Raw genomic sequence first — 6,265 nt, 5'->3', positions numbered from 1 at the left:
AAGGTTAATACATGCTCCTGTTGTTAGGGAGGCAGCACCTAGATGTTCAAGGTTCAATTTATTTTATAGATTTTAAAACTGGATATTTACTTTTTCATGAAATTCAATTATAAAAAATCTCTTTTGAATAGCTTTAACCTTTAAGTCAACGCATTAAAATTTCTGACTAAATTTTTCATGCAAAGACACCAAGTCGTTAAGTTACCAATACTTTCTCTGTGTCTTTGCACCTTTGCGAGAGATATATTCAGTACAATATTTAAAGCGTTTTTTTTACTTAATACTTTTATACTTTAGCAAAAAGCAAAACAAAAGCATATCTTTGAAAAATATGAAAAACAAAAGAACCTATCCTAAAAAAATGCGACTTGTCGTAATACTACTTGCTGTAGTGTTTGCGCTTGCTCCGTGTTCGGTAAAAAGTTCTTTGTTTTCTGTTTTTGACATTGAGTATTTTCAGACGCTTAATAAGAACCAAACTACCCCAACAGGAGTTTCTTATTGCGAAGTACAAGAATCAAGCGTTAATCAATCAGAAAATAGCGTTGAGAAGCTTAAGAAACAAATTCCTGTTTTACCCGTTTCTGTTTCTCAAAATCAAATTTTATTAGCAACAGCATTACATAAAAAACATATTTATGTAAATGTTGCCACTGTAAATACTCCACCTTTGTATATTTTATACAAACGATTAAAATCCGATTTGGCATAATCCCAAACAATCGCGTTTTATTTATTATCGTTTTTTAAAATTAAAATATACACTTATGAAAAATATTCATACGAATCAGTCATATAATTTGGCTGGTCTTTTTACGCTTTCTATTAGGCTTGTTATTGGTTGGACATACTTTTCTGCGTTTTGGAGAAGGCTTATTCTCGAGAACAAACTAATCCAAGATGAAGCAGGATATATTGGCGAAAAATTCAATCATTTCCTTCCAAATGCTTTAGGAATAAAACCCATAATCGAATATTTAGTTACAAATCCCGAAGCGCTCTGGTGGTCTATGGTTAGTTTCACCATTATCGAAGCTATTGTAGGATTACTAATTATGTTAGGATTCTTTACCCGATTAATGAGCTTTGGAGTATTTAGTTTAGCTATGGGGATTTTATTAGGTTCTGGCTGGATTGGTACCACTTGCTTAGACGAATGGCAAATTGGAGTTTTAGGAATTGCTTGTGGATTTACCCTCTTTTTAAGCGGAAGTGGTCCTTATTCACTAGACAATTACTTCATGAATAAAAATTATGGTTTCACTAAAACAAAATGGTTCTCATGGCTTGGTTCAGGACCACTTTCTATTCCTAAGCTTAAACCAATTGTTCTAGTTGGATCATTACTAATATTAGCACTTACATTATTTACGAATCAATACTTTCACGGTGGCGTATTTGGAAAATTGCATAACAAATCGGTAAAGCCTAAAGTAGAAATTAGCGATGCAACTATAAAAAATAATGCCTTACAATTTCAAATATATCGTACAGAAGGTGTTGATGTTTATGGTTCGTTTTTAATTGGAATTCAGCTAAAGAATGAACAAGGAGAAATTATCTTGGATTTAAAAGGGGAAGATTTGGCTAAATTTCCTAAAAAAGACATAGCCAACAAATACGTTACAAAAGTAAAACCTGGTAAACACAGTTTGATAATTCCGCTTGGCGCAAAAGCAATTCTGAATTTTGATTTAACGAATTATCATTTGCAAAAAAACACTAATTATACTATAATCCTCACCGACATTAGCGGAACAGAATGGACTAGTAAAGTGACTAATTAATGTGTAAATAATTTTAGGTTTGGCGGAACGGTAACTTATTTTTTATTTGTATTTTCGTACATTAAAAAATCTATTTATTTCTATTTCCGTCAAGCTTTTTCTAATTTAGATGTATTGGTCTTAACTATTATAAATTCGTTATTTAAAATTAATTTCAACGCATAGAAATATAGATTTTGTACTCTCGAAAAGACGTATCACTTATTCAAAAATACAAAGCTAGAGCTAGCTATGTGGAAGAAATATATTTCTTTTTGTATTCTATTTTATGTATAAAAACTATGTTTCTATGTGTTTAATGAGATACACTTAACACATTATTATAAAAATTAAAAAAAAATAAAAATGGTAAAATTCGGTTATACAATATTATATGTTAACGATGTAAGTAAATCAATTACATTCTATGAAAATGCCTTTGGTTTTACGAGAAAATTTGTAACTCCCGAAAATGATTACGGAGAACTTAGTACAGGGGAAACTACAATTTCATTTGCATCAAAAGAATTAGCTAATTCTAATTTAAAAAACGGTTTTATCGAAAGTGATTTAACCAATAAGCCTTTTGCTACCGAATTGGGTTTTATAACCGATAATGTAGAAGAAGTACTTGTAAAATCTAAAGAAGCTGGTGCTACCATTTTGCAAGAAGCAAAGCAAAAGCCTTGGGGACAAACAGTTGCCTATATAAGAGATATTGATGGGTTTTTAATCGAGATTTGTACTCCGATGGGATAATTATTCTATATCATTACTCTTTACATAATTTATCAAAAAGTTTACTCAAATTTATAATACAATGGCAAATTCACTACAGAGTTTACTTGGCAAATCAATTAAATCAGAAGAACTTCTTTCGTTTATGAAGGAATTTAAACTGCCAAATAATCCTAAAAGAAATTTAGACACAGCTAATGATGCTTATGACACTGTATCCAAAAATAAAGAAAATGGGATCCATATGAATTTTGATGGTTACAATCGATATAAACAAGAATATGGAGAACCTGAAACAATTAATACAGGAAACAAAGAGGAGCTTTTTTTAGACGAAATTACCATTGATCCTAATTACGAAAAGACAAAAAAGAAGTCTATTGTACCTCTTCCATTTGAGCTTCTTTTAGGAGATAGCAAAGAAGTAGTATTAAATAAATTAGGAAAAAAACCTTATGAAAAAGGAAATACTTCTTACGGTTATTATTACTGGACACAATTTGATTATTTTAGAATTTTAACCGCTTTTAATTCTGAATTTCAATTGATTTGGATTCGAATTATAAAACTTACATTAGACGAAAAAGCGAAAATAGAACTCAAAAAATTCCTTAGCCAACAAAATAAAAATATTAAACCAGATAATCATAAGTTCATTATAGAGTACACTAACAAAGTACCTACAATTGAGTGGAAAAAAAGGAAAGAAAAAGGTGACACTGTATTTACAGAAAATAATATCATTGCAATCGAAAATCTACTAAAAGATTACTTGGATACTTTGGTTACCCTGACCATTAATAAAAAAGCAACAAATATATACAACTCAACAAAGAAACTTGTACAGACAATAAATAAGATTAATAATCAGAATAACAGTTTTATTGAAACAATGGAAAGAGAAGAATTATGTGAATTCATAAATAACGTTATAAGAACCACAGGATTTGATTTTGATCATACTATTGATTTAACTGAAGAATGGCGAGAATGGTAAGTAACTAAAGCCTCTTACCCCTATTTATCAAATCATCAATAAAAAAAATATATTTATATTTAACGGAGAATCATTTAAATACTCAGATTATCCCTGATGTCATTTTTCGATTAGTTTATTTGCAATTCTGTTTTAGAACATTATTAAATTTAAATAGTTGTAGTAATACAAAATAGAATATATTCGCTCTGTTAAAAAACCAACCAAACCAAAGTGAAAATAATGGAAGAATTAAGACCTAATGAGCAAAGGGCAAAAAATGCAATGTTATTAATATGGATTGTTTTATCAATTAATATTGTTTCATTAATTTCAAACTTTCTACAATACAATTTACTTCATACTGTAGCAAATGGAGGTTTTATAACTCCAGATGAAGCAAATGCAAATGATAGCACCCAACAAATTATTCTAATCATTTACTTGATTTTTTTCATTATTTCTGGAGTCACTTTTATACAATGGTTTAGACGTGCTTATTATAATCTTCATTTAAAAGTTGACAACTTATCACATAGCGAAGGCTGGGCAGCAGGATGTTGGTTTGTTCCAATTATATCTCTATATAGACCGCTACAAATAATGAAAGAACTATATAATGATACCGATTTTTACTTATCTAAAAAAGGAATAAACATTGGTAAAAATTTCACAACTGGAGCATTGACTCTATGGTGGACACTCTGGATTATTAATAATGTCCTAGGACAAATCATTTATAGATATACTTCAGATGCAACATCTATAGATCAATTAACTACAAGTACAATTCTGAATATTATAGATAAAGTTATCGAAATACCATTAGCTTTAATTACTATAAAAATTATCAAAGATTATTCAAATGTAGAATCACTACTTGTTGAAATAGAGAATAACGAGAAACAAATTAAAACTACAGAGCCTTTAGTTGAATCAAATCTTGAATTATCTTGAATTATTATACCTATTGGTCAGTATTAGATTTACCGTCAAACTCGATTAAAACATCTGACGTATTTCTATATATAGCAATCATCACAATGATAACTTGGCTTCTAATAAAAAAGCTAAAAAAACAAAATGAAGACTATGAAAAATCAATTCTATTATGGTCAGTCGGCATTTTATTTATGTTATCTAGTTTTATACTCATTTATTTAAAATTCTATACAATCGATAATAGTGATGAGAGAATTCGTAAAAGTTTAGCTTCTGAACAAGTTGGAAAAGTCGAAGGAGTAATTTCTAACTTTAATCGCAGATTTGTACAAAAAAAACTTGGTTCCAATACTCACGAATCTTTTAAAGTTGACTCCATAAAATTTAGTTATGGTGATTATTTGTTGGGACGTTTTAATACCTATAGTAATACCAACAATGACATTATAAAAGATGGATTAAGAGTTCGTATAACATATCGGAAAATCGATAATGAATTACTTAAAATTGAAATTGCTAAGTAAGTTTTTATCTATACTTAGCTCATCTTTCACCTCAACCATCAATGAGAAAATCCTAAAGAAACACTTATCAGAATAATAAAGATTACAATTAGAGTAATTACTACATACAAATAATCCTTCTCTAGTAAAAAAGAGAATAGTGATAATAATACACGTAATACTGGAGTAAGAAAAAGTAATAATTACTCCAAAAAATATTATTGATTCACCATTACCCTGAATAACTCCGTTATAAATCGCTGCAATTACTTCAAAGATGTTTCTATCGTTTTCTTTAAATACCGAATAGTCTTCAATATCACCGCCATGATTCATTAAATAAATAATTCCGCCAATAAAAGCTACTGATAATGAAATCCATACTCCGTAACGCAATAAGTTCCCTATAATGGATTGAAAATCTTTTTCCAAAGTTTTGTGTGTCATAACCTTAGATTTTTCCATTAAGTCCATTATAAATCATATTTATTGCAAGTACAAAAATAAGACAGGCAAAAAAGATACGAAGCTTTTTGGGATTTGTTTTAACTAATAATTTGGCTCCAGCCATAGCCCCAAATAATACACCTATCACTACAGGCATACATATTCCGGGTTCGATATATCCTTTTTGAATATAAATTACTGAACTCGCCATTGCTGTAACTCCCATCATAAAATTACTGGTTGTGGTAGAAACTTTAAACGGAATTCGCATGATATTATCCATTGCAATTACTTTAAAAGCACCAGAGCCTATCCCTAATAATCCTGACATCATACCAGCAATCCCCATCATACTAAATCCGCCCACGACATTTTTTGTTCCATAGCTAATCACTTCTCCATCATGTGCAGGATAAGTCCCTTGTAATTTCAGCTTTTTAGCTAATGGACTTGACTCTAAAACAATATGCTCTTCTTTTTTTCGCAATGAATTAATAGCCGAGAAAATTAATGTAAGTCCGAATAAAACAGCAATAAAAGATGTTGGTGCAATTGTAGAAAGTAGTGCCCCGCCAACAGCACCAATAGTAGTTGCAATCTCAAGAAAAATCCCCAAACGCATATTGGTAATTCCCTCTCTAACATAAGCTGCAGCAGAACCCGATGAAGTTGCAATTACCGACACCAGAGCGGCTCCAATAGCATAATGGATATCGACTCCTAAAACAACTGTTAATAAAGGGATAATGATTATTCCGCCGCCTAAACCTGATAATGAACCTATAAAACCTGCCAAAAAAGCACCAAAAAGCATTATCAGTGTAAATGTAAGTACTGTCATTCGAATGTATTTATATCGCCCCTAATTTACGAATTGATATTAATTATTTCAG

General features: G+C 30.1%; 8 protein-coding genes. 6 read left to right on the top strand and 2 right to left on the bottom strand.

All coding sequences use genetic code 11. The features are described from left to right. The first annotated feature begins 331 nt into the window (after positions 1–331). From AC1RYN_RS06555 to AC1RYN_RS06530, 6 genes are all read left to right on the top strand, one after another. The gene (locus AC1RYN_RS06555; protein WP_481806316.1) at positions 332–712 is read left to right on the top strand and encodes a hypothetical protein; all 381 of its coding nucleotides are present in this window, start codon (positions 332–334) and stop codon (positions 710–712) included. A gap of 55 nt (positions 713–767) precedes the next feature. Next, positions 768–1,787 carry a TQO small subunit DoxD gene (locus AC1RYN_RS06550; RefSeq protein WP_481806315.1) on the top strand — a complete coding sequence of 340 codons (1,020 nt, stop codon included), beginning with the start codon at positions 768–770 and terminating at the stop codon, positions 1,785–1,787. A gap of 345 nt (positions 1,788–2,132) precedes the next feature. After that, the gene (locus tag AC1RYN_RS06545; RefSeq protein ID WP_481806314.1) at positions 2,133–2,525 is read left to right on the top strand and encodes a VOC family protein; all 393 of its coding nucleotides are present in this window, start codon (positions 2,133–2,135) and stop codon (positions 2,523–2,525) included. A 61-nt stretch (positions 2,526–2,586) separates the two neighbouring features. Beyond that, positions 2,587–3,501: a hypothetical protein gene (locus AC1RYN_RS06540; protein WP_481806313.1), complete on the top strand. Its 915-nt coding sequence runs from the start codon at positions 2,587–2,589 to the stop codon at positions 3,499–3,501. Positions 3,502–3,723: 222 nt separating this feature from the next. Beyond that, positions 3,724–4,437 carry a DUF4328 domain-containing protein gene (locus tag AC1RYN_RS06535; RefSeq protein WP_481806312.1) on the top strand — a complete coding sequence of 238 codons (714 nt, stop codon included), beginning with the start codon at positions 3,724–3,726 and terminating at the stop codon, positions 4,435–4,437. 86 nt (positions 4,438–4,523) lie between these two features. Then, positions 4,524–4,946, top strand: coding sequence for a hypothetical protein (locus tag AC1RYN_RS06530; protein WP_481806311.1), 423 nt, complete (start codon positions 4,524–4,526; stop codon positions 4,944–4,946). On the opposite strand, the gene AC1RYN_RS06525 is transcribed toward AC1RYN_RS06530, so the two are convergent. Beyond that, entirely contained in the window at positions 4,920–5,372 is a 453-nt protein-coding gene (locus tag AC1RYN_RS06525) for a DUF1634 domain-containing protein (RefSeq protein WP_481806310.1), read from the bottom strand. The genes AC1RYN_RS06530 and AC1RYN_RS06525 overlap by 27 nt on opposite strands. 4 nt (positions 5,373–5,376) lie before the next feature. Further along, positions 5,377–6,213, bottom strand: a complete 837-nt coding sequence (locus AC1RYN_RS06520) for a sulfite exporter TauE/SafE family protein (protein ID WP_129538766.1) — start codon at positions 6,211–6,213, stop codon at positions 5,377–5,379. Between the last annotated feature and the right edge of the window lie 52 nt (positions 6,214–6,265).

The organism is Flavobacterium sp. TC780, from assembly GCF_056783245.1.
The sequence above is the reverse complement of the archived record's forward strand: the minus strand, read 5'-3'. Positions and strand labels throughout refer to the sequence as shown.

What these genes read in the sequence shown, in the direction of transcription:
- AC1RYN_RS06555 (WP_481806316.1), top strand. Translation starts at nt 332, where the DNA reads ATGAAAAACAAAAGAACCTATCCTAAAAAAATGCGACTTGTCGTAATA.
- AC1RYN_RS06550 (WP_481806315.1), top strand. Translation starts at nt 768, where the DNA reads ATGAAAAATATTCATACGAATCAGTCATATAATTTGGCTGGTCTTTTT.
- AC1RYN_RS06545 (WP_481806314.1), top strand. Translation starts at nt 2,133, where the DNA reads ATGGTAAAATTCGGTTATACAATATTATATGTTAACGATGTAAGTAAA.
- AC1RYN_RS06540 (WP_481806313.1), top strand. Translation starts at nt 2,587, where the DNA reads ATGGCAAATTCACTACAGAGTTTACTTGGCAAATCAATTAAATCAGAA.
- AC1RYN_RS06535 (WP_481806312.1), top strand. Translation starts at nt 3,724, where the DNA reads ATGGAAGAATTAAGACCTAATGAGCAAAGGGCAAAAAATGCAATGTTA.
- AC1RYN_RS06530 (WP_481806311.1), top strand. Translation starts at nt 4,524, where the DNA reads ATGATAACTTGGCTTCTAATAAAAAAGCTAAAAAAACAAAATGAAGAC.
- AC1RYN_RS06525 (WP_481806310.1), bottom strand. Translation starts at nt 5,372, where the DNA reads ATGACACACAAAACTTTGGAAAAAGATTTTCAATCCATTATAGGGAAC.
- AC1RYN_RS06520 (WP_129538766.1), bottom strand. Translation starts at nt 6,213, where the DNA reads ATGACAGTACTTACATTTACACTGATAATGCTTTTTGGTGCTTTTTTG.